The organism is Pseudomonas sp. UBA6562 (assembly GCF_002434265.1).
In the GTDB taxonomy this organism is placed as follows: domain Bacteria; phylum Pseudomonadota; class Gammaproteobacteria; order Pseudomonadales; family Pseudomonadaceae; genus Aquipseudomonas.
The window spans coordinates 158,265-181,125 of sequence record NZ_DJJS01000008.1 but is presented as its reverse complement, the minus strand read 5'-3'; the positions used below and the strand labels follow the sequence as shown (position 1 = coordinate 181,125).

The following is a 22,861-nucleotide window of genomic DNA, read 5'->3' as shown; positions in this document are numbered from 1 at the left end:
GCGCGTAAGCGGGCTGTTTGGGCGGTCGACCCTCCATTTAAACCTGCAGATGTGATGAATTTCTTTCCATGCATGCACACAGTCAGATTCGTCTAACATTCAATCAGGATCCCCCACACGAGCAGGAGGACCACGCTTCCGGTGTCGCCGTCGAGGAAGCCAAGCCCGCCCTGCAGGCACCACCGATGTACAAGGTGGTTTTATTCAACGATGACTACACGCCCATGGATTTCGTCGTCGAGGTGCTCGAGACGTTTTTCAATCTGAACCGAGAGTTGGCGACCAAGATCATGCTGACCGTCCATACCGAAGGGCGGGCAGTCTGCGGCCTGTTTACCCGCGACATTGCCGAAACCAAGGCCACGCAGGTCAACCAGTACGCTCGGGAAAGCCAGCATCCGCTACTCTGTGAAATCGAGAAGGACGGTTAATCGCCGACCACTTGGGTATGAGGTGAAGCTATGTTAAACCGCGAGCTCGAAGTCACCCTCAACCTCGCCTTCAAGGAGGCTCGTTCGAAGCGTCATGAGTTCATGACCGTCGAGCACCTGTTGTTGGCGTTGCTTGACAATGAAGCCGCTGCAACCGTTCTGCGCGCCTGCGGCGCCAATCTCGACAAACTCAAGCACGACCTGCAAGAGTTCATCGACTCCACCACTCCCCTGATTCCCGTGCACGACGAGGATCGCGAAACGCAACCGACGCTGGGCTTCCAGCGCGTGCTGCAACGCGCGGTGTTCCATGTGCAGAGCTCCGGCAAGCGTGAAGTGACCGGCGCCAACGTGCTGGTCGCGATCTTCAGCGAGCAGGAAAGCCAAGCCGTGTTCCTGCTCAAGCAGCAGAGCGTGGCGCGCATCGATGTCGTCAACTTCATCGCCCATGGCATTTCCAAAGTACCGGGCCATGGCCCGAGCACCGAGGGCGAGCAAGACATGTCGGACGAAGAGGGCGGCGAAACCGGTGGCTCGAGCAATCCGCTCGACGCCTATGCCAGCAATTTGAACGAGCAAGCCCGTCAGGGCCGTATCGACCCTCTGGTCGGGCGCGAGTCCGAAGTCGAGCGCGTAGCGCAGATCCTGGCGCGCAGACGCAAGAACAACCCGTTGCTGGTGGGTGAGGCGGGTGTCGGCAAGACCGCCATCGCCGAAGGCCTGGCCAAGCGCATCGTCGACGGCCAGGTGCCTGATCTGTTGGCGCAAAGCGTGGTGTATTCGCTCGACCTGGGCGCGCTGCTGGCCGGTACCAAGTATCGCGGCGACTTCGAGAAGCGCTTCAAGGCGCTTCTTGGCGAGCTGAAAAAGCGTCCGCAGGCGATCCTGTTCATCGACGAAATCCACACCATCATCGGTGCCGGTGCGGCGTCCGGCGGCGTCATGGACGCGTCCAACCTGCTCAAGCCGCTGTTGTCTTCGGGCGACATCCGCTGCATCGGCTCGACGACGTTTCAGGAGTTTCGCGGCATCTTCGAGAAAGACCGTGCCTTGGCGCGACGCTTCCAGAAGGTCGATGTCTCCGAGCCCTCGGTCGAGGACACGGTTGGCATCCTGCGCGGCTTGAAAGGGCGTTTCGAAAGCCATCACAACATCGAATACAGCGACGAGGCATTGCGTGCCGCCGCCGAGCTGGCCGCTCGTTACATCAACGATCGGCACATGCCGGACAAAGCCATCGATGTGATCGACGAGGCGGGTGCCTATCAGCGCCTGCAGCCCGAGAGCAATCGCGTCAAGCGTATCGATGTGCCGCAGGTCGAAGACATCGTGGCCAAGATCGCGCGGATTCCGCCAAAACACGTCACCAGTTCCGACAAGGAGCTGCTGCGTAATCTGGAGCGCGACCTCAAGCTCACCGTGTTCGGCCAGGATGCTGCCATCGATGCCTTGGCTACGGCGATCAAGTTGTCCCGCGCGGGGCTCAAGGCGCCCGACAAGCCGGTCGGCTCCTTCCTGTTCGCCGGTCCTACCGGTGTCGGCAAGACCGAAGCAGCGCGCCAGCTGTCCAAGGCGCTCGGTGTCGACCTGGTGCGCTTCGACATGTCCGAATACATGGAGCGGCATACCGTTTCGCGCTTGATCGGGGCCCCTCCAGGGTACGTCGGGTTCGATCAGGGCGGCCTGTTGACCGAGGCCATCACCAAGCAGCCGCACTGCGTATTGCTCCTCGATGAAATCGAAAAGGCACACCCGGAAGTCTTCAATCTGCTGTTGCAGGTCATGGACCATGGCACCTTGACCGACAACAACGGGCGCAAGGCGGATTTCCGCAACGTGATCCTGATCATGACCACCAACGCTGGCGCCGAAACGGCAGCGCGTGCCTCTATCGGTTTCACCCATCAGGACCACGCTTCGGACGCTATGGAGGTGATCCGCAAGAGCTTCACGCCCGAGTTCCGTAACCGTTTGGACACCATCATCCAGTTCGGTCGTCTCTCCCACGAGACGATCAAGAGCATCGTCGACAAGTTCCTCATCGAGCTTCAGGCGCAATTGGAAGACAAGCGCGTGTTGCTGGAAGTCAGCGACGAGGCGCGCGGCTGGCTGGCCAGCTCCGGGTACGACGTGCAGATGGGCGCACGCCCCATGGCCCGTCTCATCCAGGACAAGATCAAGCGGCCGTTGGCCGAAGAGATCCTGTTCGGCGAGCTGTCCGAGCACGGGGGCGTGGTGCATGTCGAGCTGCGCGATGGCGAGTTGGTCTTCGATTTCGAGACCACGGCGGAAGTCGCGTAAGGTCGTCATCTGGGGTCGGAGGCTCGATCCCGGATGCTTACGTACAAAAAAGCCCGGCACAATGGCCGGGCTTTTTCGTATCTGGAGCTTAGCGGGCGCGGTAGGTGATGCGGCCTTTGCTCAGGTCGTACGGGGTCAGTTCGACCCGTACTTTGTCACCCGTCAGGATGCGGATGTAGTTTTTGCGCATCTTTCCGGAGATGTGCGCGGTCACGACGTGCCCGTTTTCCAACTCCACGCGGAACATGGTGTTGGGCAGGGTGTCGACGACAGTACCTTCCATTTCGAAGCTGTCTTCTTTCGACATGCAGTAAAGCCCTCGGTATTCAGTGAAACGCTCGACGCATACATGCGGCGGGCAAAAAAGTGGCGTGGATTATGCCGGAAAAGTGTGAGTGCAGCCACTGCTTTCAATTCAGCGTGACCCAGCGTTGGTTGATCAACAGTTCAATGGGCCGATACTGCGTCTTGTAGTTCATTTTCTTGCAGTTCTTGATCCAGTAGCCCAGGTACACCGCTTCCAGGCCCCGGCGTAGCGTTTCGCCGATTTGCCAAAGAATGGCGTAGCGACCCAGGCTGCGCCGTTCTTCGCTCGGCTCGTAGAAGGTGTAGACGGCCGACAGGCCATTGGGCAGCAGGTCGCAGACGGCGATGGCCAGCAAGCGCTCGTCGAGGCGGAACTCGTAAAAGCAGCAAAACGGCAAGTCGCGTACCAGGAAAGTGGAAAACTGCTCGCGGCTTGGGGGGAACATGTCGCCATCGGCATGGCGCTGTTCGATGTAGCGCCGGTACAGATCGAAATATTCTTCGCTGAAGGTAGGCCGCACGGCGGTGACGCGCAGGTCCTGATTGCGCGTCAGGATGCGCCGCTGTTGCCGGTTGGGAATGAAACGTGCCGCCGGAATGCGCGCTGGCACGCAAGCGCTGCACTGCTGGCAGTGGGGCCGGTAGAGATGGTCGCCGCTGCGCCTGAAGCCCATCTCGGACAGGTCGGCGTAGACGTCCAGGTCCATCGGCTGGCTGGGATCGAGAAACAGCGTCGTGGCCTGTTCGTCCGGCAGGTAGCTGCAGGCGTGCGGCTGAGTGGCATAGAACCTCAGGCGTGCCAGCTCGGTCATGATCAACCCCTTCCGGTTATGGCGTATTGCCTGTAAGTGTACGCCAGCCGTCAAGCCTGCGCAGCGTCAAGCCAGCGCATTCCGTTGGGCTGGTCGAGGTATTGGTCGAGGTATTCGGCGAATTGGTGCCGAGTGATGGCGCGGGCGCCAAAGCTGTGCAGGTGTTGCGACGGCATTTGGCAATCGATCAGCACGAAACCTGCTGCGCGCAAATGCTGCACCAAAGTGGCGAAGCCTACCTTGGAGGCATTGTCGGCGCGGCTGAACATCGACTCGCCAAAAAACAGCTTGCCGATCGCCAGACCATAAAGCCCGCCCACCAGTTCGCCTTCGGCACGCACTTCCACCGAATGGGCGATGCCACGCGCGTGCAGTTCGCGATAGGCGGCTTGCATCGGTTCGGTGATCCAGGTGCCGTCGGCATAGGTGCGGGGCGCCGCGCACGCGCTTATGACGGCGGCGAAGTCGCTGTCGAACGAGACCCGGTAACGGCCCTGGCGCATCAGCTTGGCCAGCGAGCGCGAAACCCGTAGTTCATCGGGCAGCAGCACAGTGCGCGGGTCCGGCGACCACCACAGGATCGGTTGGCCGTCCTGGTACCAGGGGAAGCAGCCGTGGCGATAGGCTGCGACCAGGCGTTCGGGGCTGAGATCGCCGCCAGCGGCCAACAAACCATTGGGTTCGCGCAGCGCCTTGGACAGCGCTGGAAAGGTCAGGGTGTCGCGGTTGAGCCAAGTGAGCATGGTGGTCGCAACGGCAGGGGAGGGGAGGAAGGCCCAGCATGGCGAGGTCGGACGAAGCGGTCAACGGTTGCGCGCAAGGCTCTGCGACGCGGTTTTTTCCTACACAAGGGGAGCAACTGGCACCATTGGGCACATTTGCTGTCACACCTGTGCAAAAACACAGCATAAGCCTTTGTCACGCAAGACAATGCGTGCTCAAATTGGCGCATTGGAAACCGTTCCCACGTGCCTGCTCCCGAGGCACCCGCTATGGGCAGCTGCGGAGCGGTAATGTTGAACGTTAAACGTAGTGACCCTTGGCCAGTGTCCGGCTGAACACTATCGGACGCGCAGTACGCGCAGGATACAGGCGTTTTGAAAAAGACCACCGCAACCCCGACCCCCTTGCCCGTGCCCGAGTGGCGCCAGCAAATGCATTACCGGCTCAAGGAAGGTGCGCTGATCGCCGTCGGCGCGCTGTGCCTCTACCTGTGGATGGCATTGCTGACCTTCGATGCGGCCGATCCAGGCTTCACCCATACCAGTACCGTCGATCAGGTGCAGAACGCCGCCGGCCGAGCCGGAGCGTACCTGGCCGACGTCATGTTCATGGTTTTGGGGTACTTCGCCTACATCTTCCCTTTGCTGCTGGCGATCAAGACCTGGCAGATCTTCCGCGAGCGGCACCAGCCCTGGCAGTGGAGCGGCTGGCTGGTGTCCTGGCGTCTGATCGGTCTGGTGTTTCTCGTGTTGTCGGGCGCAGCGCTTGCGCACATCCACTTCCATCCTTCGGCCAACCTGCCGTTCGCAGCCGGGGGCGCACTGGGCGAGGGGTTGGGGGAACTGGCGCGAAGCCTGCTCAACGTGCAAGGCAGCACGTTGGTGTTCATCGCCCTGTTCCTGTTCGGCCTGACCGTGTTCACCGACCTGTCGTGGTTCAAGGTGATGGACATGACCGGCAAGCTCACCCTCGACCTCTTCGAACTGGTGCAAGGTGCCGCCACCAGCTGGTGGGCAGCGCGCAACGAGCGCAAACGCCTGGTCGCGCAGTTGCGCGAAGTCGACGAGCCCGTTTTGACCACCGCGCCGGTAAAACGCGAGCCGGTGAAGGCCCGCGAGCGCGTGGTCGAGCGCGAGCCGGCACTGGCTTCGCCGCCTGCTGCGCCAGCGCCTGCCGTAGCATCCGCCGCCGCGCCTGCGCCAGTTGCCGCACCCGCGCCGCTTGCCGCGCCCGCCAGGCCCGTTGTCTTGCCCGAACCTGTCGCACCGCGCGAAACCCGGCCAGCGCCGGTCATCATGCCGCCGGCCGCCAAGGAACCGGCCAGGGCGCCCGAGCCGGTCAAGCGGCCTGTGCCGGAGAAACCTGCCCAACAGTTCGTCGACAGCGCCGTCCAAGGCACACTGCCGCCGATCTCGATTCTCGATCCGGCCGAAGAGAAGAAAATCGAATACTCGCCCGAATCCCTGGCCGGCGTCGGCAACCTGCTGGAGGTCAAGCTCAAGGAGTTCGGCGTGGAGGTCACCGTCGACTCCATCCACCCAGGCCCTGTCATCACCCGTTACGAGATCCAGCCTGCGGCCGGCGTGAAGGTCAGCCGCATCGCCAACCTGGCCAAAGACCTGGCGCGCTCGTTGGCGGTGACCAGCGTACGTGTGGTCGAAGTCATTCCCGGCAAGACCACCGTCGGCATCGAGATTCCCAACGACAACCGGCAGATGGTGCGCTTCTCCGAAGTGTTGTCGGCGGCCCAGTTCAACGAGTCCAGTTCCCCGGTCGCTCTGGCGCTCGGCCATGACATCGGCGGCAAGCCGGTCATCACCGACCTGGCCAAGATGCCGCACCTGCTGGTCGCCGGTACCACCGGCTCCGGTAAGTCGGTGGGCGTGAACGCCATGATCCTGTCGATCCTGTTCAAGTCCGGGCCGGAAGATGCGCGTCTGATCATGATCGACCCGAAGATGCTCGAACTATCGATCTACGAAGGCATCCCGCACCTGCTGTGCCCGGTGGTCACCGATATGAAGGACGCCGCCAACGCCCTGCGCTGGAGCGTCGCCGAAATGGAACGGCGCTACAAGCTGATGGCGGCCATGGGCGTGCGCAACCTGGCCGGCTTCAACCGCAAGATCAAGGATGCCGAGGCCGCCGGCGAGGTCATCCATGACCCGTTGTACCGCCGCGAGAGCATGGACGACGAGCCGCCGAGCCTGAACACGCTGCCGACCATCGTGGTGGTGGTCGACGAATTCGCCGACATGATGATGATCGTCGGCAAGAAGGTCGAAGAGCTGATCGCCCGTATCGCACAAAAGGCGCGTGCGGCCGGTATCCACCTGATTCTCGCTACCCAGCGGCCATCGGTGGACGTGATCACCGGCCTGATCAAGGCCAACATTCCCACACGCATGGCCTTCCAGGTTTCCAGCAAGATCGACTCGCGCACCATCATCGACCAGGGTGGCGCCGAGCAACTGCTCGGCCACGGCGACATGCTCTACATGCCGCCAGGCACCAGCCTGCCGATCCGCGTGCACGGTGCCTTCGTCTCCGACGATGAAGTGCACCGTGTGGTGGAGGCCTGGAAACTGCGCGGCGCGCCGGACTACAACGACGACATCCTCAATGGCGTCGAAGAAGCCGGCAGCGGCTTCGACGGCGGTGGCGGCGGCAGCGACGACGATGCCGAAACCGACGCGCTCTACGACGAAGCCGTACAGTTCGTGCTGGAAAGCCGCCGCGCTTCGATCTCCGCCGTGCAGCGCAAGCTCAAGATCGGTTACAACCGCGCCGCGCGCATGATCGAATCCATGGAAATGGCCGGTGTGGTCACGCCCATGAACAGCAACGGTTCGCGGGAAGTGATTGCGCCAGGCGGCCCGCGCGATTGATGATCAACCCGCCTGGCACTTCCGATGGGTGCCGGGCCCATTCACTGTTTGACGAGGATTTCCATGCGCGCGATTCGCATGCTGTTGGTTTCTGCCCTGACCGCCGCCGCTCTGCCTGCCCTGGCCGCTGAGCAGGACGTCGCCCGCCTGACCCAGTTGCTGGAGAAGTCGCAGACCATCGACGCCACGTTCTCCCAGCTGACCCTCGACGCCAGCGGCACCAGCTTGCAGGAGACCACGGGCAAGATGACGGTCAAACGTCCTGGCCTGTTCTACTGGCACACCGATGCGCCGCAGGAGCAGGTGGTGGTTTCCGACGGCCAGAAGGTCACCCTGTGGGACCCGGACCTGGAGCAGGCAACGATCAAGAAGCTCGATGTGCGTCTGAACCAGACGCCGGCGCTGCTGCTGTCCGGTGACGTCTCCAAGATCAGCCAGAGCTTCGACATTACGTCGAAGGAGCAGGGCGAAGTGATGGACTTCACCCTCAAGCCCAAGACCAAGGACACCTTGTTCGATTCTCTGCGTGTGTCGTTCCGCAAGGGGCTGATCAACGACATGCAACTGATCGATAGCGTCGGCCAGCGCACCAACATTCTGTTCAATGGCGTCAAGGTCAACCAGCCGGTGCCCGATAGCCGCTTCCGTTTCGATGTCCCGAAAGGTGCGGACATCATCCAGGAGTGACCTGACACACCATGGACCTGTTTCGAAGCGAACCTGTCGCCCAGCCTCTGGCCGCACGCATGCGTGCGACCAACCTGGACGAGTACGTTGGTCAAGCGCACCTGCTGGCGCGTGGCAAGCCGCTGCGCGAAGCCCTGGAGCAGGGCGCCCTGCATTCGATGATCTTCTGGGGGCCGCCCGGAGTGGGCAAAACCACCTTGGCGCGGCTGCTGGCGCAGTTTTGCGATGCGCACTTCGAAACGGTTTCCGCGGTACTGGCCGGGGTCAAGGAGATTCGCCAGGCCGTTGAAGTGGCTCGCCAGCAGGCGGCTCAATATGGCCGGCGCACCATTTTATTCGTCGATGAAGTGCACCGTTTCAACAAGTCCCAGCAAGACGCCTTTCTGCCCTTCGTCGAAGACGGCACGCTGATCTTCATCGGCGCCACGACCGAAAACCCATCGTTCGAGTTGAACAACGCGCTGCTGTCACGGGCACGGGTCTATGTGCTCAAGAGCCTCGACGAAACCGCCCTGCGCCAATTGGTCGACCGCGCTCTGAACGAGGAGCGCGGCTTGGGCAAGCGTCGCCTCAGCGTCAGCGACGAGGCGTTTCAGATGCTCTTGGCCGCCGCCGACGGCGATGGCCGGCGCATGCTCAATTTCCTCGAGAACGCCGCAGACCTCGCCGAAGACGGCGAAAGCATCGACACCGAAATGCTGCAAAGCCTGCTGGGCGACAGCCGTCGCCGCTTCGACAAAGGCGGCGAGGCGTTCTACGACCAGATTTCCGCACTGCACAAGTCGGTGCGCGGCTCCAATCCCGATGCTTCGCTGTATTGGTATGCGCGCATGCTCGACGGTGGCTGCGACCCGCTCTACATCGCCCGGCGTGTGGTGCGCATGGCCAGCGAAGACATCGGCAACGCCGATCCACGAGCGTTGAGCCTGTGCCTGGCCGCCTGGGACGTACAGGAGCGTCTGGGCAGCCCCGAGGGCGAGTTGGCGGTGGCTCAGGCCATCACCTATCTGGCCTGCGCGCCCAAGAGCAACGCGGTGTACAGCGGCTTCAAGAGTGCCCTGCGCGAGGCTGCCGAACACGGCTCGCTGGAGGTGCCGCTGCATCTGCGCAACGCGCCGACCAAGTTGATGAAGCAGCTCGGCTACGGCGACGAATACCGTTATGCCCACGACGAGCCTGACGCCTATGCCGCCGGTGAAGACTACTTCCCCGAGCAATTGCCGCCGCGCCCCTATTACCAGCCGGTGCCGCGAGGCCTGGAATTGAAGATCGGCGAGAAGCTGCGTCACCTTGCAGATCTCGACCGCACCAGCCCTCGCCAACGGAGAAAACCATGATTACCCTCATCGCAGCCGTTGCCGCCGGCGGTGTCGCCGGTACACTGTTGCGCTTCGCGACCAGTCAATGGGTGCTGGCCAATTGGCCACGCCACTTCTACCTCGGTACGTTGGCGGTCAACCTGGTGGGTTGCCTGCTGATCGGCCTGCTGTACGGCTCGTTTCTGCTCAAGCCGTCGGTGCCGGTAGAATTGCGCGCCGGACTGATCGTCGGCTTCCTCGGTGGTCTGACGACCTTTTCGTCTTTTTCGCTGGACACCGTACGTCTGCTCGAAAGCGGGCAAGTCCCCATAGCGTTGGGCTACGCCGGGCTCAGCGTGCTGGGTGGATTGCTCGCCACCTGGGCGGGCCTGGCCCTGACCCGAATCTGAACCAACCTATTACATAACGAGAGAACGCTATGCTCGATGCCAAACTGTTACGCGGCCAACTCCAGGACGTGGCGGACCGCCTGTCCACCCGTGGCTTCAGCCTGGATATCGCGCGCATCGAATCGCTGGAAGAACGCCGCAGGTCGGTGCAGACCCGCACCGAACACCTGCAGGCCGAGCGCAACGCGCGTTCCAAGTCCATCGGCCACGCCAAGGCCAAGGGCGAAGACATCGCGCCGCTGATGGCCGACGTCGAGCGCATGGCCGCGGAACTGGCCGAAGGCAAGGCCGAGCTGGACAGCATCCAGGCCGAGCTCGACAGCCTGCTGCTCACCCTGCCCAACCTGCCCGACGCCAGCGTGCCGGTCGGCGCCGACGAAGACGGTAACGTCGAAGTGCGCCGCTGGGGCACTCCGGTGCAATTCGACTTCGATGTCAAGGACCACGTCGCCCTAGGCGAAGTCAGCGGCGGTCTGGATTTCGAAGCCGCCGCCAAGCTGTCCGGCGCCCGCTTCGCCGTGTTGCGCGGGCCGATCGCCCGCCTGCACCGTGCCCTGGCGCAGTTCATGGTCAACCTGCACACCAGCGAGCACGGCTACGAAGAGGCCTACACGCCGTACTTGGTGCAGGCCCCGGCTTTGCAAGGCACCGGCCAGTTGCCCAAGTTCGAAGAAGACCTGTTCAAGATCAGCCGTGAAGGCGAGGCCGACTTCTACCTGATTCCCACTGCCGAAGTGTCGTTGACCAACCTGGTCGCTGGCGAAATCCTCGATGCCAAGCAACTGCCGCTCAAGCTCGTCGCGCACACCCCGTGCTTTCGCAGCGAGGCCGGCGCTTCGGGTCGCGATACACGCGGCATGATCCGTCAGCACCAGTTCGACAAAGTCGAAATGGTCCAAGTGGTGGCACCCGCCACGTCCATGGAAGCGCTGGAGGGCTTGACCGCCAACGCCGAGCGCGTGTTGCAGGCCCTGGAATTGCCGTACCGGGTGCTGGCCCTGTGCACGGGCGATATGGGCTTCAGCGCCGTGAAGACCTACGACCTGGAAGTGTGGGTGCCGAGCCAAGGCAAGTACCGCGAGATCAGCTCCTGCTCCAATTGCGGCGACTTCCAGGCCCGGCGCATGGGCGCGCGCTGGCGCAATCCGGAAACCGGCAAGCCGGAGCTGGTGCACACCCTCAATGGTTCGGGCCTGGCCGTAGGCCGTACCCTGGTTGCGGTCCTGGAAAACTACCAGCAGGCCGATGGCTCGATCCGCGTACCTGAGGTGCTCAAGCCGTACATGGCAGGTGTCGAGGTTATCCGCTAAATGGATTACCTGCCGCTGTTCCACAAGTTGCAAGGCGGACGTGTATTGGTCGTCGGCGGTGGCGAGATCGCCTTGCGCAAGGCGCGCCTGCTGGCCGACGCCGGTGCCGAGCTGCGCGTAGTCGCGCCTGTGGTCGATGCGCAGTTGCGCGAGATGGTCGATGCCGGCGGCGGCGAAATCCGCTTGCGCGGCTATGCGGCCGACGACCTGCACGGTTGCCGGTTGGTGATCGCCGCCACCGACGATACCCAGCTCAACGCGCAGGTGTCCCACGACGCCCAGGCCCTCAGCCTGCCGGTCAATGTGGTGGACGCGCCGGCCCTGTGCACCGTGATCTTTCCTGCCATCGTCGACCGCTCGCCCTTGGTGGTCGCCGTGTCCAGTGGCGGCGATGCGCCGGTACTGGCTCGCCTGATCCGGGCCAAGCTGGAAACCTGGATTCCAGCGGCCTACGGCGAATTGGCCGGGCTCGCGGCGCGCTTCCGCCATCGCGTCAAGGCGCTGTATCCAGACGTCAACCAGCGCCGTGGATTCTGGGAAGAGGTCTTCCAAGGCCCAATCGCCGAGCGGCAACTGGCCGGGCGGGGCGCCGAAGCCGAGCGCATGCTGCGCGACAAGGTCGAAGGCGCGCCGGCCCAGCAGGGTGGCGAGGTGTATCTGGTCGGTGCCGGCCCTGGCGATCCCGACCTGCTGACCTTCCGTGCCTTGCGCCTGATGCAGCAGGCCGACGTGGTGTTGTACGACCGCCTAGTAGCGCCGGCGATCATCGACATGTGCCGGCGCGACGCCGAGCGCATCTATGTCGGCAAACGCCGCGCCGAGCATGCCGTGCCGCAGGACCAGATCAACCGTCTGTTGGTCGAGCTCGCCAGCCAGGGCAAGCGAGTATTGCGCTTGAAGGGTGGCGACCCGTTCATCTTCGGCCGGGGTGGCGAAGAGATCGAAGAACTGGCCGAGCATGGCATTCCTTTCCAGGTGGTGCCGGGCATTACCGCCGCCAGCGGCTGTTCGAGCTATGCCGGCATTCCGCTGACCCACCGTGACCATGCCCAGTCGGTACGTTTCGTCACCGGCCACCTGAAAGACGGCAGCAGCAACTTGCCATGGCGTGACCTGGTCGCGCCCAACCAGACCCTGGTGTTCTACATGGGCCTGGTGGGGCTACCGGCCATATGCGCCGAGCTGATCGCCCACGGCCGCGCGGCCGACACCCCAGCAGCGCTGGTACAGCAGGGCACCACGCGCAACCAGCGGGTGTTCACCGGCACCCTGGCGGATTTGCCGGCGTTGGTCGCGCGCCATGAGGTGCACGCGCCGACCCTGGTGATCGTCGGCGAGGTGGTCAAGCTTCGTGAGAAACTGGCTTGGTTCGAGGGTGCCGAACAGCATTAGACGATGCCTGTAGCCCTTGCTGCCAACGCTTCGACAAGGCGGCAAGGGCGCGTATAGCGCTCTTGGAAACATCGCGAATCATCGTCCTCAGCACGCCGAGTCCTTTGTAACGAACCTGACGCCATTCCAGCCCTCCAAGCCTTGAGCACGAATCTTCGTACACGAGGTGGAGTATGCGTCCTACAGCACTTTCAGCCTTACTACTCAGTCTGCTGCTGAGCGCCCCGGCCTTGGTGCACGCCGCTACGGTGACTGTCCCGCGCACCCAGGCGCCGACCGCCAATCCGTACAACAGCCCAATCCAACGCGCCAACCCCAACAGCCATCAGGGCAGTGTGCCCGCCACACCGCCAGTGCGGGGGCCATCCACCATGCCCCGCCTCGTGCCGCCCACGCTGGAAAACCGCGGTGTCGGCAGCGGCGACAACCTGCGTCGCCAGCAGCGGACACCCACTCTCGAACCCTCGCGCCCGCCACGTGATGCCCAGCGCACCCCCTGATCGACCACTCGCGCGCTTCGACGGCCGGCCGCTTCGGCTTTCGCCTGATTGACCACTGCCCGTTTCGACTATTGGAAGGAATCGAACATGCCCCCACGCTTTCTGCTCACCTTGACTGCCGCCGCCCTGTTTCCCTTGCTGGCGCACGCGGCCGACCAGCAGCGCCTGCCCAGCGAAGAAGGCGAGCTGACCATCGACACCGTCGCCGAAGGCCTGCGCCAACCTTGGGCGCTGGCCTTCCTGCCCGGAGGCAAGGACATGTTGGTCACCGAACGCCCCGGCAACCTGCGGCTCGTCAGTGCCGATGGCCACGTCGGCCCCGCCATTTCCGGCGTACCCAAAGTCTGGTACGAGGGGCAGGGCGGGTTGCTGGATGTGGTGCTGTCGCCGAGTTTCCCCAAGGACCGCACGGTCTACCTGTCGTTCGCCGAGGTCGGTGAAGACGGCAAGGCCGGTACCGCCGTGGGGCGCGGCCAGTTGTCGCAAGACCGCGCTCGCCTGGAGAATTTCAACGTGATCTTCCGCCAGACGCCAAAGCTGTCCGAAGGCAACCACTTTGGCTCGCGCTTGGTGTTCGACCGCGAGGGTTACCTGTTCATCGCCTTGGGCGAGAACAATCAGCGGCCCACGGCTCAGGACCTGGACAAACTGCAGGGCAAGGTGGTGCGTGTCCTGCCCGATGGCGAGGTGCCCAAGGACAATCCGTTCGTAGGGCAGAAAAACGTCAAACCCCAGATATGGTCCTTCGGCCACCGCAACCCTCAGGGCGCGGCACTCAACCCCTGGACCGACCAGGTCTGGATCAATGAGCATGGTCCGCGTGGAGGCGACGAAATCAACATACCCGAAGCAGGCAAGAACTACGGTTGGCCGATCGCGACCCATGGCATCAACTATTCGATGACGCCCATCCCGGAAGCCAAAGGCAAACACGTCGACGGCATGGAAGACCCGCACCATGTCTGGGAGAAGTCGCCTGGCATCAGCGGGATGGCGTTCTATGACAGCCCGACCTTCAAGAAAGCCTGGGACCACAACCTGTTCATCGGAGCACTGGCCACCGAGGAGCTCATCCGCTTGCAACTCGAGGGCGACAAGGTGGTGCACGAAGAGCGCATGCTCGGTGAGCTGAAGGCGCGTATTCGCGACGTGCGGGTGGGGCCGGACGGCTACCTGTACGTACTGACCGACGCCAAGGATGGGGCTTTGCTCAAGGTGGGGCTGGGCGCGCAGTAAGGTACTGACTTGGCTGCTAGACCGCATCCGCCAGGGTACGGTGCCATGCGGGCAGCATCCTAGCCACCCGCATGCCATGGCCGACTATGGCAGGCCAAGCGTCTGCCTACAGGTGAACCTTCAAGGCGCCAACGCCGCCGGCGCTCACAACACCGGCACAGCCAGTAGATCCTTGAGGGCCTGGGCCAGCACCTGCGGCTGCACCGGTTTCTGCATCACCAGGCTGGTAGGCAGGTCCAGCCCCTCCAACTCCGGGTAACCGGTCAGGAACACCACCGGCAACGACGGGAAACGCTCGCGCACGGCACTGGCCAGTTGTCCGCCGTTGAATTCCGGCATGGCGAAGTCGGTCAGCAGCACGTCGATCTGGTCATCCAGCAGCGCCAGTGCCTGCTCGCCGCTGTGCGCCTGACGCACGCGGTAGCCATATTGGCGCAACACGTCGCCGAGCAGATCGCGCACCAGGTGGTCGTCGTCCACCAACAGCACGGTACGGTCCAGGCCGCTGTCTTCCAGGTCGGTCGACAGCGGTGTGTTCAACGTCGGCTCGACCACCGGCAGCTCGCGCACGGCGGGCAGGTAGACGCTGACCTGGGTGCCCTTGCCCGGTGCGGTATCGATGCGCACGCCGCCGCCGGATTGCTTGGCGAAGCCGAACACCTGGGCCAGACCCAAGCCCGAACCCTTGCCGATGTCCTTGGTGGTGAAGAAGGGTTCGAAGACCTTGGCCACCACCTCTTCGCTCATGCCAAACCCCGTGTCGCGGATCGCCAGCATCACGTACTCGCCCGGCTCCGGGTCTTCGGGTCGGCGCGCCGGCTCGTGCACCGTAGTGTTGCGCGTCATCAGCACCAGCTGGCCACCAGCCGGCATGGCGTCGCGGGCATTGATCGCCAGGTTGAGAATGATCATCTCGGTCTGGGTCGGGTCGGTCATCGCCTGCCACAGCGCCGGGTCCAGGTCCAGACGCACGGAAATGTTGCCGCCCAGCGAGCGTTGCAGCAGCTCTTCGACGCCGTCCAGCGTGCGGTTGAGGTTCAGCGCGACCGGGTCCAGGCGCTGGCGTCGGGAGAAGGCCAGCAACTGGGCCGTGAGCTTGGCCCCGCGCTCGCCGGCTTCGCGGATGTGCTGCAGACGCGAGCGGGCCTTGGACAGGTCTTCACGGTTGAGGTCGCGCTCGAGGAAACTGGAGCCGGTGATGATCACCGTCAGCAGGTTGTTGAAGTCGTGGGCCACGCCTGCGGTGAGCTGGCCGACCGCCTCCAGGCGCTGCATCTGCTGCAAGGCCGCCTCGATGCGTTCGCGCTCGGCGATCTGTTCGCGCAGGCGGCTGTTGGCCTCGACCAGGCCCAGGGCCGACTCGCGCTCGCCGGTGATGTCGCGGGCCACGACATAGAGCATGTTGTCTTCGCGCACCACCACCCACGACAGCCAGCGCTGATCGCCGCTGACATGCTGCACCCGCCCGACGAAGCGGGCGCTGGTGCTGCCCTGGTCCAGTGCGGCCAGCGCATCGACGAAAGCCTGTTGTTCCGGATAGGGAATGATGTCGAGCAGCGAAGTCTGGCTAAGGCGTTCGCGACTGATGCCCAAGGTCGCCTCCCACGCAGGGTTGAGCGCCACGGGTGTGAGGTCGTTGCTGAGCACGGCCAGCAGATCCTGGGACAGTTCCCAAGCCCGATCGCGCTCGCGGGTACGCCGCTCGACGCGCTCGCCGAGCATCTCGTTGATCTGCTTGAGGCCCTGGGTCGCCTGGCGTTGCTGGTGAATGTCCTGTATCACCCCGGAAAAGCGCACGCATTGGCCATCGACGAAGCGCGCTTGGCCGCTGCTGAGCAGCCAGTGCGGCTCGTCGTGGTAGGGCCGTTCGATGCGGAATTCGGCGCGGTACTGGCCGTCGTTGCCAGGCTGCATGGCCAGGTCCACGGCGGCGCGGACCTGTTCCAGGTCTTCGGGGTAGATGCCGTCGTAGAACACTTGCAAGGACAGCTCGGTGTCCGGCGCGAGGCCGAACAGCGCCTTGGCCCGCTCGTCCCAACGCAGGACGCCTTCGAGCGGGCGCAAGTCCCAGGTGCCCATGCCGGCGGCGTCGATGGCGATGCGCGCGCGCGCTTCGACGTCGGCCAGCGCTTCCTCGGCCGTGCGCCGCCGCTGGCGCTCCTGGACTTCGGTCAGCGCTCGGCGCACGGCCTTGGGCAACAGCGACAGGTTTTTCTTCAAGACGTAATCGGTGGCACCCAGGCGGATCATCTCCACCGCATGTTCTTCGCCGTAAATGCCGGAGAGGAAGATGAAGGGTGTGGCCGGGGCCAGCTGCTGGGCGATGGCCAGCACCTGGGTGCCCGACGAACTGGGCAATACGCAGTCGCACAGGATCAGGTCGAAATCTTCTTCGAGCAGGGCGTTCTCGACGCCGACATGGTCGAACACCACCTTGGCCTGCATGTGCAGGCCGTTACGCTCCAGGCGTAGCAGGGTCAGTTCGGCGTCCATCGAGCTGTCTTCGACCATCAGCAATTTCAGCGACATCTGCTGCATCCGGTACGCCTCAGGTAATGCCGCGGCGAGGCAGACGCAGCGAGCCGGGTGGCGGCTCGTTGAGCACGGCCCAGAACACCCCCAGGTCAGAGATGGCTGTGACGAATTCCTTGAACTCCACAGGCTTGACCACGTAGGCGTTGACGCCCAGCTCGTAGGCGCGCAGCAAGTCCGGCTCTTCGCGCGAGGAGGTCAGCATCACCGTGGGGATGCTGCGCAGTTCGGGGGTGGAGCGCACTTCCTTGAGCACTTCCAGACCATCGACCTTGGGCAGTTTCAAGTCCAGCAACAGCACGGCGGGGTTGCCGTCGTCGCGGTCGCTATAGGCATTGCGACGCATCAGGTAATCCAGAGCATCGGCGCCATCGCGCATGACGATGACTTCATTGGCCAGCTGGCTGCGTTCCAGCGCCACGAGGGTCAACTCCAGGTCTCTGGGGTTGTCTTCGACCAACAGGATGGGTTTGAGCATGTTCGGTACGGTCCCTCAAGCGTGCTGGGGGTGGAGGGGAAGGGCGAAGTGGAACGAGGCGCCCTGGTCGATCGCGCCTTCGGCCCAGACACGCCCGTCGTGGCGCTCGATGATGCGGCGCACACTGGCCAGGCCGATGCCGGTGCCTTCGAAGTCTTCCATGCGGTGCAAACGCTGGAACACCCCAAACAGTTTGTTAGCGTAGGCCATGTCGAAACCGACGCCATTGTCGCGTACGTAGATCTCGACTTCCTCATCGTTCTCATGCGAGCCGATTTCGATACGTGCCGGGTTGCGCTCGCGCGTGTACTTGATGGCGTTGGAGATCAGGTTCTGCAGGACTAGGTTGATGAACGCAGGGTCGGCGATCACCTTGGGCAGGCGGGCGACGTCCCAGACGATTTCCCGCCCGGCATAGTCGGGTGCCGACTCGGTGCGGATGGTGTCGATCAACGCATTGAGGTTGACGTCCGACATGCGCAGCGCCGAGCGGCCCATCTGCGAGAAGTTGAGCAGGTTGTCCACCAGGGTGCCGGCGAACTGCGCCGCTTCCTCGATGTGCTGCAGGAAGCGCTTGCCGCGCTCGGACAGCCCTTGGCCTTCGAATTCGCTGAGCAGCTCGCTATAACCGGCGATGTGCCGCAGCGGCGCGCGCAGGTCGTGGGACACGCTGTAGGAAAACGCTTCGAGTTCCTTGTTGGAACGCTTGAGTTCACCGGCCAGTTGCGCCATTTCCTCGGCTTTGCGCAGCACGATACCGAGTACGGCAATGCGCAGCTCCAGCACGCCTTCGACGATCAGCGGGTCCCAGGGTTGCGAGAAACCGCGAATCTCTTCGTGCCAGCGCTCGAAGCTGTGCCGCGGGCTGAGGCGGCCGGTGGCGTCGTCGATGTGCTTGTCCGGGCGCCCGGCCCAGTGCACGGTGCGCACCTGCTCGGGACGGAACCACAGCAGGTAGTGCGAGTGGATCTGCGAGATCGCCACCGCCAGCACGCCGCCGGCATGGTCGGCAAGCTCGGGCAGCAGCGGAATGTCGCGGCGGATGTTGTCGGTGTGGAACACGCCTTCTTCGTCGCGTTGCCCCAGCCAGTGCACCAGCGCCAGCAACTGCGCCTCGGGCGGGGTGTCGCCGATCAGGTCGCAACGCTCGGCGCTGATGATGGCCACGCCCTTGGCAGAGGCGAAATCCAGCATAACGTCAGGCAGGGCCAGTAGGCCCTCGCTGACGCTGTCGCGGTCGGCCATGGACGAGAGCATGCGCACGATGTGGCGGCGCAGGTCGAGCAACTGGCGGGTGTTGGTGTGCGACTCGCGCGCTTCGATCTGCAACGACAGCACGCTGGCCAGCAGCTCGCAGGCGGTGCGGGTCTGGAAATCGACGGCGCGGGGTTCGGCGTGGTGACAGGAGATCAACCCCCACAATTGGCCGTCGACCACGATCGACAGCGACATCGACGCCAGCGTGCCCATGTTGCGCATGTATTGCAGGTGCACCGGCGACACGCTGCGCAAGGACGCGAAGCTCATGTCCAGCGGCTTGCCGGTCAAGGGGTTGAGCGTGGGCAGCAGCGCGGAGGGCTGGTAGGTGGCGTCCTGGATCAGGCGGATGCGGTTGATCCGGTACAGCTCGCGGGCCTGGCGCGGAATGTCCGAACCTGGAAAGCACAAGCCCAGGTAATGCGGATAGCCAGGGTCCACGGCTTCGGCGATGACCAGGCCGTTGCCCTCGGCATCGAAGCGATAGGCTTTGACCCGTCCGAAACCGGTCAGGCGCTTGATCTGTTGCACCGACTGGTCGAGCAGCGCTTCGAGGTCGATCGCCTGGTTGAGGCTGCCGACGAAGCCGCGCACCAGTGGGTGGTAGTCGGCGCGCGGGGTGCTGCCGCAGGGTTCGAATTCGGCGATCAGCACTTGGTCGTGGCGGTGTACCAGCAGGCGCAGGGGTTCTTGCCAGATGGCGTCGGCACTCAGGCGAACGTCGGCCAAGTGGAAGGGGAACACGTCGTCTTCCGGCACTTGATGCAGGTGCGCATGCAGGTCGAAGCCGTCGAACAACGCCGCGAAGGGGCGATCGAGCACGTCCTGCGCACTGATGCCCAGCCACTGGCGCACGTTCTCGCTGGCCTGGACGATGCGCAGGTCGCGTTCGTCGAGGACCAGCATGAAGCCTTGGGGCTGGATGCTGCCCGGAACCTGGATAGGCTCCTGGGCGCAGCGTTCGACCGCTTCGTCAAAAGCGTTCTGGGCGGTTGTCAAGAAACACTCTCCGTTTATGGCCACGGGGCGAGGCCGCAAGCAGGTGAAAAAGAAAGGGAAATTCGTGCGCCCACGTTATCAGAAAAGTACGAATTGATCGTCGGAAAGTGGCCATTTGAGGCCAGACTGGGCACTAGGTTCTACGTCGGCGGAGGTTTTGTACAAGTTTTTTTGTCGGCGCTACCGTTCATCGCCAAAACGACCCTAGCGTTGGCGGACAGGTGCGAGGCGGCACGACTCGTGTTGTGGGATCGCAGGGTACTGCTACGCTCCAAAAACATCAGGAGATGAGCGGAGCAGGGACGTACCGTGAACACCTATAGCCTATGGATGCTATCGACCTGGCTGGCCAGTGGCGGCGTCTGGGCCGCCGACTTTCTAGTCGAAGTGCAGGTACAGGTCGAGCGTGGCTGCCTGCTGGTCCACCGTGCCCGTGAGGCCGGTGCGCAGGCGCTGGGGCGCATCGATCTAGGGCGCGCAGCGCGTCTGGACGGCGCGATGGCGCCGCTCACCGGTACCTTGTTCAGCCAGCGGCCACCGCGACTGGAGTGCAATCCCGACACACCTTTCCAAATGCGCGTCGACGGTGGGCGCCATGGCGGCGTGGGTGAAGTGCGTTTCCTGGCCAGTGGCGACCCTCGAGCCAAACCCATCGCGTATCGACTCTACCGCGATGCGGCCTGGCGCCAACCCTTGGCGGTCGACGTGCCGCTGGACGGGCGCACACCGGACAGCGGCACGGTCGAGCTCCCGCTCTACGCCCGTCTCGACCCTGTGGCCGAGGTGCCGCGCGCGGGTCTGTACGCCGACCTGCTGAACGTCACGCTGACCTGGTAAGGATGCCAACCATGCACACGGAGCTGCGGCCATGAACCGCTCCCCCTTACTGTTACTGACCTTTGGCCCGCTGCTGTGGCCCATGCTGCCTGCGCATGGCAGCGTCACTGGCTTCATCCAGGCCCAGCTGCGCATCAACGCCGCCTGCCAGATCGACAGTGCCGGGCAACCGCCCGCCGTGCTGGGCAATCCCGGGCGTCTGGATTTCGGTGCCCAGGGGCCGCGCTGGAACGATGCCTTGCGCACCCAAGTGGACCACGCTGCCGGTTCTGCCTTGCAGATCAGTTGCACCCCGTCGGTACGGGCCTTCAGCGTGCACATCGACGAAGGCCAGAACGGTGGCGACGGTGTGCGTCGCCTGAGCAACGGTCGGCAGACCATCGTCTACCAATTGGCGGTGGACCCGCTAGGCGCCGAGCGTTACACGGCCGGCCAGGCGCAGACCTTCACCATTACCAGCAGCCGGCAGATGCCGATCCCGATCTATGGCGTGGTGGTCGCGCAGCCGCGCGCGCTGCCCGCCGGAATCTACCGCGACACCCTGAGAGTCACCCTGGACTGGTAAACGCAAGGAGATTGCAATGTACGCGACGACCACCCGCTGCCTGCTCGCCGGCCTTGGCCTGGCACTGGCAGCCAATAGCCACGCTGCCACCTCGACTGGCACCTTGAACTCGACCCTCACGCTCACTGCGGCCTGCCAGGTCAACGGGGGCACCGGCACCTCGGGCCTGGATTTCGGCACCTTGGACTTCGGCACCCAAGACGCGCTGTTCGCCAGCGCCGACGGCCAGGTGCTGGGCACTGGCGGCGGGGCGTTGAGCGTACTGTGCTCGGCCGGGACCATTCCCGAAGTACGCGTGCTGGCCGGCAGCAACGACGGTGCGTCGGAAGGCGGCACGCGCGCACTGGCCGACGGCAGTGGCAACTTCGTGCCCTACGACTTCTATACCGACACCGGCCGTACCCAGTTACTGGGCATCGGCGACCCGATCACCCTGGCGACCAGCACGGGCGTTGCGCAAACGGTCGAGCTGTATGGCCGAGCCTTGGGCAAGCCTGGCCTGCCGGCTGGGGTATACAGCGACACCGTGGCGGTCGAGCTGAGCTTCTGAGCCGGCGCATGCGGGCGCGACGATGGATCCTGGCGTTACTGGGCATTGCCGTGAGCGGCACGACCGAGGCGGCTACCAGCAGCAGTTTCGAGGTCAGCGCTTCGATCGTGCCGGGTTGCCTGGTGCAAAGCGGTACCCAGGTGTTCGGCGTGCTCGATTTCGGTACGCACTCGGCGCTGGCCAGGGGCGCCGTCAGCGCCAGCCTGGGCGGTACCGGCGTGCGTCTGCGCTGCACGCCTGGGGTGTTGCTGAGCATGAGCCTGGATGCCGGCCAGCATGCGGTCGCAGGCGTGCGTCATCTGCAGCGTGTCGGCGCCGGTCAACGACTGGCCTACCAACTGTACCGCGATGCCGGGCTGAGCCAGGTAGTGGGTATCGGCCAGGCATTGAGCCTCATCTACAGCGACCCGAACGCCATCGCGTTGCCGCTGTATGGGCGTCTGCAATTGCCAGGCGACCTGCCTGCGGGTCAGTACAGCGACGCCGTGCAGGTCACGCTGACCTGGTAGGCGCAAAAAGAACGATCCAGGCTAAGGAGAGCGAGATGGGATGGGCGTTGAACACACTGCGAGCCGGGGCGGCCGGGGTGCTTCTGGGGCTGCCGGGCATGGCGGCCCAGGCCGCGACCTCGGTGCTGATCTGGCCGGTCGATCCGGTCATCGAGGCCGAGCAGAAAGCCGGAGCGTTGTGGCTGGAGAACCGTGGCGACGAACCGGCCAGCCTGCAAGTGCGGGTTTTCGCCTGGCGTCAGGACGGCTTTCAGGAGCAGTTCCAGGCGCAGCGCCAGATCATCGGCAGCCCGCCGGTGGCCAACATCGCGCCGGGTCAGAAACAGCTGATCCGCCTGACCCGCAGCGGCACTTCGCCCGCCGGCCAGGAGCAGGCCTATCGTATCATCATCGACGAGATCCCTTCGCCGCTGCCCAACGAAGCGCGCGGTCAGGGTGCGCAGGCGGCGATCCGCTTGCAGATGCGCTACTCGGTGCCGTTGTTCGTATACGGCGAGGGCCTGTGGGGCAAACCCGATCCGCAGGGCCGGCGCAGCGCCGACGGTGTCGGCCGGCCCCAGTTGGCCTGGCAGGCGGTGACGGTAGGGGGCAAGCCTTATCTGGAACTGCACAACAACGGCCCGGTGCACGCGCGGCTCACGGACGTCAGCCTGCAAGTCGACGGCCGCGAGCGACCCTTGGCGCAAGGGTTGCTGGGCTATGTGCTGCCAGGCGCGCGCATGCGCTGGCCTGCGCCAGCCACGGTGCCTGTGGGCGGCACGGTCAAGGCGCGGGTCAACGGCGATGCGGCAGCGCAGGTGATCGAGCGTGGTCGGTGAGAGGCAGCCAAGCGTAGGGCAG

21 protein-coding genes are annotated in these 22,861 nt (G+C 64.1%); 15 read left to right on the top strand and 6 right to left on the bottom strand.

Translation table 11 applies throughout. The annotated features are described in order from the left end of the window. The first annotated feature begins 68 nt into the window (after positions 1 to 68). Together clpS and clpA are read left to right on the top strand one after the other, a co-directional pair. Entirely contained in the window at positions 69 to 431 is a 363-nt protein-coding gene (gene clpS, locus B4M43_RS16550; protein ID WP_296268557.1) for an ATP-dependent Clp protease adapter ClpS, read from the top strand. Between the two features lie 30 nt (positions 432 to 461). Then, positions 462 to 2,732: an ATP-dependent Clp protease ATP-binding subunit ClpA gene (gene clpA / locus B4M43_RS16545; protein ID WP_296268556.1), complete on the top strand. Its 2,271-nt coding sequence runs from the start codon at positions 462 to 464 to the stop codon at positions 2,730 to 2,732. A gap of 88 nt (positions 2,733 to 2,820) precedes the next feature. Here clpA and infA read toward each other — a convergent pair whose 3' ends face one another. From infA to aat, 3 genes are all read right to left on the bottom strand, one after another. Beyond that, positions 2,821 to 3,039 (bottom strand): translation initiation factor IF-1, encoded by a 219-nt coding sequence (infA, locus tag B4M43_RS16540; protein ID WP_002553999.1) that lies wholly within the window; start codon positions 3,037 to 3,039, stop codon positions 2,821 to 2,823. Between the two features lie 103 nt (positions 3,040 to 3,142). Beyond that, positions 3,143 to 3,850, bottom strand: coding sequence for an arginyltransferase (locus B4M43_RS16535; protein ID WP_296268555.1), 708 nt, complete (start codon positions 3,848 to 3,850; stop codon positions 3,143 to 3,145). 50 nt (positions 3,851 to 3,900) lie between these two features. Next, positions 3,901 to 4,593 carry a leucyl/phenylalanyl-tRNA--protein transferase gene (gene aat, locus B4M43_RS16530; protein WP_296268554.1) on the bottom strand — a complete coding sequence of 231 codons (693 nt, stop codon included), beginning with the start codon at positions 4,591 to 4,593 and terminating at the stop codon, positions 3,901 to 3,903. A 354-nt stretch (positions 4,594 to 4,947) separates the two neighbouring features. On the opposite strand from aat, the gene B4M43_RS16525 reads away from it, so the two are divergent. The 8 genes from B4M43_RS16525 (at position 4,948) to B4M43_RS16490 (ending at position 14,294) form a co-directional block, all read left to right on the top strand. Beyond that, positions 4,948 to 7,461, top strand: a complete 2,514-nt coding sequence (locus tag B4M43_RS16525; RefSeq protein WP_414707865.1) for a DNA translocase FtsK — start codon at positions 4,948 to 4,950, stop codon at positions 7,459 to 7,461. Positions 7,462 to 7,524: 63 nt separating this feature from the next. Next, the gene (gene lolA / locus B4M43_RS16520) at positions 7,525 to 8,148 is read left to right on the top strand and encodes an outer membrane lipoprotein chaperone LolA (RefSeq protein WP_296268553.1); all 624 of its coding nucleotides are present in this window, start codon (positions 7,525 to 7,527) and stop codon (positions 8,146 to 8,148) included. An 11-nt stretch (positions 8,149 to 8,159) separates the two neighbouring features. Then, positions 8,160 to 9,485 carry a replication-associated recombination protein A gene (locus B4M43_RS16515; RefSeq protein WP_296268552.1) on the top strand — a complete coding sequence of 442 codons (1,326 nt, stop codon included), beginning with the start codon at positions 8,160 to 8,162 and terminating at the stop codon, positions 9,483 to 9,485. After that, positions 9,482 to 9,856, top strand: a complete 375-nt coding sequence (crcB, locus tag B4M43_RS16510; protein ID WP_296268551.1) for a fluoride efflux transporter CrcB — start codon at positions 9,482 to 9,484, stop codon at positions 9,854 to 9,856. Before B4M43_RS16515 ends, crcB begins: the two co-directional genes overlap by 4 nt. A 29-nt stretch (positions 9,857 to 9,885) precedes the next feature. Further along, positions 9,886 to 11,166, top strand: a complete 1,281-nt coding sequence (gene serS / locus B4M43_RS16505) for a serine--tRNA ligase (protein ID WP_296268550.1) — start codon at positions 9,886 to 9,888, stop codon at positions 11,164 to 11,166. Further along, entirely contained in the window at positions 11,167 to 12,558 is a 1,392-nt protein-coding gene (gene cysG, locus B4M43_RS16500; protein ID WP_296268549.1) for a siroheme synthase CysG, read from the top strand. A 173-nt stretch (positions 12,559 to 12,731) separates the two neighbouring features. Next, entirely contained in the window at positions 12,732 to 13,058 is a 327-nt protein-coding gene (locus tag B4M43_RS16495) for a hypothetical protein (protein WP_296268548.1), read from the top strand. A gap of 87 nt (positions 13,059 to 13,145) precedes the next feature. Continuing rightward, complete coding sequence (locus B4M43_RS16490; protein ID WP_296268547.1) at positions 13,146 to 14,294, top strand: PQQ-dependent sugar dehydrogenase; 1,149 nt, start codon at positions 13,146 to 13,148, stop codon at positions 14,292 to 14,294. A 144-nt stretch (positions 14,295 to 14,438) separates the two neighbouring features. Here B4M43_RS16490 and B4M43_RS16485 read toward each other — a convergent pair whose 3' ends face one another. The 3 genes from B4M43_RS16485 to B4M43_RS16475 are packed head-to-tail and all read right to left on the bottom strand — an operon-like array spanning position 14,439 to position 19,560. After that, positions 14,439 to 16,832 (bottom strand): hybrid sensor histidine kinase/response regulator, encoded by a 2,394-nt coding sequence (locus tag B4M43_RS16485; RefSeq protein WP_296268546.1) that lies wholly within the window; start codon positions 16,830 to 16,832, stop codon positions 14,439 to 14,441. A 10-nt stretch (positions 16,833 to 16,842) separates the two neighbouring features. Further along, positions 16,843 to 17,304 (bottom strand): response regulator, encoded by a 462-nt coding sequence (locus B4M43_RS16480; RefSeq protein ID WP_296268545.1) that lies wholly within the window; start codon positions 17,302 to 17,304, stop codon positions 16,843 to 16,845. Between the two features lie 15 nt (positions 17,305 to 17,319). After that, positions 17,320 to 19,560 (bottom strand): ATP-binding protein, encoded by a 2,241-nt coding sequence (locus B4M43_RS16475; RefSeq protein WP_296268544.1) that lies wholly within the window; start codon positions 19,558 to 19,560, stop codon positions 17,320 to 17,322. Positions 19,561 to 19,890: 330 nt separating this feature from the next. On the opposite strand from B4M43_RS16475, the gene B4M43_RS16470 reads away from it, so the two are divergent. The 5 genes from B4M43_RS16470 to B4M43_RS16450 are packed head-to-tail and all read left to right on the top strand — an operon-like array spanning position 19,891 to position 22,839. Continuing rightward, the gene (locus B4M43_RS16470) at positions 19,891 to 20,397 is read left to right on the top strand and encodes a Csu type fimbrial protein (RefSeq protein WP_296269017.1); all 507 of its coding nucleotides are present in this window, start codon (positions 19,891 to 19,893) and stop codon (positions 20,395 to 20,397) included. A 31-nt stretch (positions 20,398 to 20,428) separates the two neighbouring features. Continuing rightward, the gene (locus B4M43_RS16465) at positions 20,429 to 20,962 is read left to right on the top strand and encodes a Csu type fimbrial protein (protein ID WP_296268543.1); all 534 of its coding nucleotides are present in this window, start codon (positions 20,429 to 20,431) and stop codon (positions 20,960 to 20,962) included. A 16-nt stretch (positions 20,963 to 20,978) separates the two neighbouring features. Next, entirely contained in the window at positions 20,979 to 21,512 is a 534-nt protein-coding gene (locus tag B4M43_RS16460) for a Csu type fimbrial protein (RefSeq protein WP_296268542.1), read from the top strand. An 8-nt stretch (positions 21,513 to 21,520) separates the two neighbouring features. After that, complete coding sequence (locus B4M43_RS16455) at positions 21,521 to 22,021, top strand: Csu type fimbrial protein (RefSeq protein WP_296268541.1); 501 nt, start codon at positions 21,521 to 21,523, stop codon at positions 22,019 to 22,021. Between the two features lie 56 nt (positions 22,022 to 22,077). Then, the gene (locus B4M43_RS16450) at positions 22,078 to 22,839 is read left to right on the top strand and encodes a fimbrial biogenesis chaperone (protein ID WP_414707874.1); all 762 of its coding nucleotides are present in this window, start codon (positions 22,078 to 22,080) and stop codon (positions 22,837 to 22,839) included. The last annotated feature ends 22 nt before the right edge of the window (positions 22,840 to 22,861 follow it).

Bases quoted from the DNA above. Each gene is read 5' to 3' on its own strand.
- clpS (WP_296268557.1), top strand. From the start codon at position 69: ATGCATGCACACAGTCAGATTCGTCTAACATTCAATCAGGATCCCCCA.
- clpA (WP_296268556.1), top strand. From the start codon at position 462: ATGTTAAACCGCGAGCTCGAAGTCACCCTCAACCTCGCCTTCAAGGAG.
- infA (WP_002553999.1), bottom strand. From the start codon at position 3,039: ATGTCGAAAGAAGACAGCTTCGAAATGGAAGGTACTGTCGTCGACACC.
- B4M43_RS16535 (WP_296268555.1), bottom strand. From the start codon at position 3,850: ATGACCGAGCTGGCACGCCTGAGGTTCTATGCCACTCAGCCGCACGCC.
- aat (WP_296268554.1), bottom strand. From the start codon at position 4,593: ATGCTCACTTGGCTCAACCGCGACACCCTGACCTTTCCAGCGCTGTCC.
- lolA (WP_296268553.1), top strand. From the start codon at position 7,525: ATGCGCGCGATTCGCATGCTGTTGGTTTCTGCCCTGACCGCCGCCGCT.
- B4M43_RS16515 (WP_296268552.1), top strand. From the start codon at position 8,160: ATGGACCTGTTTCGAAGCGAACCTGTCGCCCAGCCTCTGGCCGCACGC.
- crcB (WP_296268551.1), top strand. From the start codon at position 9,482: ATGATTACCCTCATCGCAGCCGTTGCCGCCGGCGGTGTCGCCGGTACA.
- serS (WP_296268550.1), top strand. From the start codon at position 9,886: ATGCTCGATGCCAAACTGTTACGCGGCCAACTCCAGGACGTGGCGGAC.
- cysG (WP_296268549.1), top strand. From the start codon at position 11,167: ATGGATTACCTGCCGCTGTTCCACAAGTTGCAAGGCGGACGTGTATTG.
- B4M43_RS16495 (WP_296268548.1), top strand. From the start codon at position 12,732: ATGCGTCCTACAGCACTTTCAGCCTTACTACTCAGTCTGCTGCTGAGC.
- B4M43_RS16490 (WP_296268547.1), top strand. From the start codon at position 13,146: ATGCCCCCACGCTTTCTGCTCACCTTGACTGCCGCCGCCCTGTTTCCC.
- B4M43_RS16485 (WP_296268546.1), bottom strand. From the start codon at position 16,832: ATGCAGCAGATGTCGCTGAAATTGCTGATGGTCGAAGACAGCTCGATG.
- B4M43_RS16480 (WP_296268545.1), bottom strand. From the start codon at position 17,304: ATGCTCAAACCCATCCTGTTGGTCGAAGACAACCCCAGAGACCTGGAG.
- B4M43_RS16470 (WP_296269017.1), top strand. From the start codon at position 19,891: ATGCTATCGACCTGGCTGGCCAGTGGCGGCGTCTGGGCCGCCGACTTT.
- B4M43_RS16465 (WP_296268543.1), top strand. From the start codon at position 20,429: ATGAACCGCTCCCCCTTACTGTTACTGACCTTTGGCCCGCTGCTGTGG.
- B4M43_RS16460 (WP_296268542.1), top strand. From the start codon at position 20,979: ATGTACGCGACGACCACCCGCTGCCTGCTCGCCGGCCTTGGCCTGGCA.
- B4M43_RS16455 (WP_296268541.1), top strand. From the start codon at position 21,521: ATGCGGGCGCGACGATGGATCCTGGCGTTACTGGGCATTGCCGTGAGC.